The sequence below is a fragment of the Cereibacter changlensis JA139 genome (assembly GCF_003034985.1).
Classification (GTDB): Bacteria; Pseudomonadota; Alphaproteobacteria; order Rhodobacterales; family Rhodobacteraceae; genus Cereibacter; species Cereibacter changlensis.
Map to the genome: position 1 here is coordinate 1 of NZ_PZKG01000286.1, position 2310 is coordinate 2310.

Here is a 2310-nt window from a genome sequence, read left to right on the forward strand (position 1 = left end):
AACCGGCAAGCTGCACACCGATGCGGAGGCCGGGCTGGACGGAGAGCCGGACGCTCAGTCGGACGACTGGTCGGAGGCGGAGCCTTGGGCTGGGCGCGAAGCCGGATCCTCTCCGGACAGCCCCTCCCCGCCAGCCCCCCGCGACGGCCCGCTGATCCGCTCGCGGCAGGTCACCGACCACTCCAGTCGGCAGACCGTGGCGCATCTCTCCGGCAGCACGGAGGCCCCCGAAGTCTCCGCCCTGCCGCTGCCGAGGCTGATCCCCGGGGCGCGGCTGGTGTTGACCGACAGCCCGGTCGAGTGGCTGGCGCTGCCCACCGACGTCGCCGCCTGGTCACGGCTGACGCGGCTCCTGTCGCTCGGCAAGCGCCGCGCGCCGAAGGGCGCGTGCCATCTGCAGCGCGCCGACCTTCTGGACTGGGGCCAGGGCATGATCCTGATCGGCCTGCCGCCGGATCCGCTGGAGGATCCCGCGCCGCGCGCGACCCGAGCCGACCTGCTGCGCATCGCCCGGGCCTTTCCGGGCCGGAGCTTCCTCGGGGCAGCGCCGCGCTATGACGGGCGCGACCCGGCCCGGCTCGACCGGCTGGCGGCGCTGGCGCAGGAGACCAACCTGCCGATGACCGCCGTCGGCGACGTGCTGATGCACCGCGCGGCGCGGCGGCCCCTGGCCGATGTGCTGACCTGCCTGCGCGAGGGCTGCAGCATCGACGGCATCGGCGTGCGCCGGCTGGCCAATGGCGAGCGCCGGCTGAAGGCCGGGGCCGAGCTCGCCCGGCTGTTCCACCGCCACCCCGCCGCGATCCGCCGCACCGTCGAGATCGCCGACCGCTGCGCCTTCCGGCTCGACGAGCTCTGCTACCAGTATCCCGACGAGGCGCGGAACGGCGAGCCGGCCCAGGCCCGGCTCGAGCGGCTGGCCCGGGCCGGGCTGCACTGGCGCTACCCCGAGGGCCCGCCCGCGAAGATCGCCCAGCGGGTCGAGAAGGAGCTGCGGCTGATCGCCGAGGTGGAATACGCGCCCTATTTCCTCACCGTGCATGACATCGTCGAGTTCGCCCGGTCGCAGGGCATCCTCTGCCAGGGCCGCGGCTCGGCGGCCAATTCGGTGGTCTGCTATCTTCTGGGCATCACCGAGGTGCCGCCCGAGAGCATCACCCTGATCTTCGAACGCTTCATCTCCAAGGAGCGCGGCGAGCCGCCGGACATCGACGTCGATTTCGAGCACGAGCGCCGCGAGGAGGTGATCCAGTGGATCTACCAGCGCTACGGCCGCGAGCGCGCCGGGCTCACCGCCACCGTCATCCACTTCCGCAGCCGCGCCGCGATCCGCGAGGTCGGCAAGGTCATGGGGCTCAGCCAGGATGTCATCGCCCGGCTCTCCGGCCAGATCTGGGGCTGGTCCTCCGCCGCCCCCGGCGAGGACCGGATGCGCGACGCGGGGCTCGATCCGGCCGACGGGCGGGTGCAGCTGGCGATCCGGCTGATCGGCGAGATCATCGGCTTCCCGCGCCACCTGAGCCAGCATGTCGGCGGCTTCGTCATCACCCAAGGCAGGCTCGACGAGCTCTGCCCGATCGAGAATGCGGCGATGGAGGACCGCACCATCATCGAATGGGACAAGGACGACATCGACGCGCTGGGATTGCTGAAGGTCGACATCCTCGCCCTCGGCATGCTGACCGCGATCCGCAAGGCCTTCGGCCTCTTGGCCGAGCATCGCGGCGCGCGGCTGACGCTTGCCAACGTGCCGGCGGAGGACGAGCCGGTCTATGACATGCTCTGCCGCGCCGACGCGATCGGCGTGTTCCAGGTCGAGAGCCGGGCGCAGCTGAACTTCCTGCCGCGGATGCGGCCGAGGAAGTTCTACGATCTGGTCTGCGAGGTGGCGATCGTGCGGCCCGGGCCGATCCAGGGCGGCATGGTGCATCCCTTCCTCAACCGCCGCATGGGGCGCGAGCCGATCGAGGATCTCGGCCCGGCGCTGATGGAGGTGCTGGCCCGCACCTATGGCGTGCCGCTGTTCCAGGAGCAGGCGATGCAGATCGCCGTGGTCGCCGCCGGCTTCACCCCGGCCGAGGCCGACCGGCTGCGCCGCTCGCTGGCCACCTTCAAGCGCATGGGCACCATCGGCTCGTTCCGCGACCGCTTCGTCTCGGGCATGCTGGCGCGCGGTTACGACGCCGGCTTCGCCCTGCGCTGCTTCGCCCAGATCGAGGGCTTCGGCAGCTACGGCTTCCCCGAGAGCCATGCCGCGAGCTTCGCCCGGCTGGTCTACATCTCGGCCTGGCTGAAGCGCCACCACCAGGT

Annotated in this window: 1 protein-coding gene; it reads left to right on the forward strand. The window is 71.7% G+C overall.

Features of this window, described 5'->3' with window-relative positions; all coding sequences use genetic code 11:
• Positions 1-34 precede the first annotated feature (34 nt).
• Positions 35-2310: error-prone DNA polymerase (locus C5F48_RS23280; protein ID WP_258186562.1), on the forward strand; the 2276-nt coding region annotated here is incomplete at its 3' end.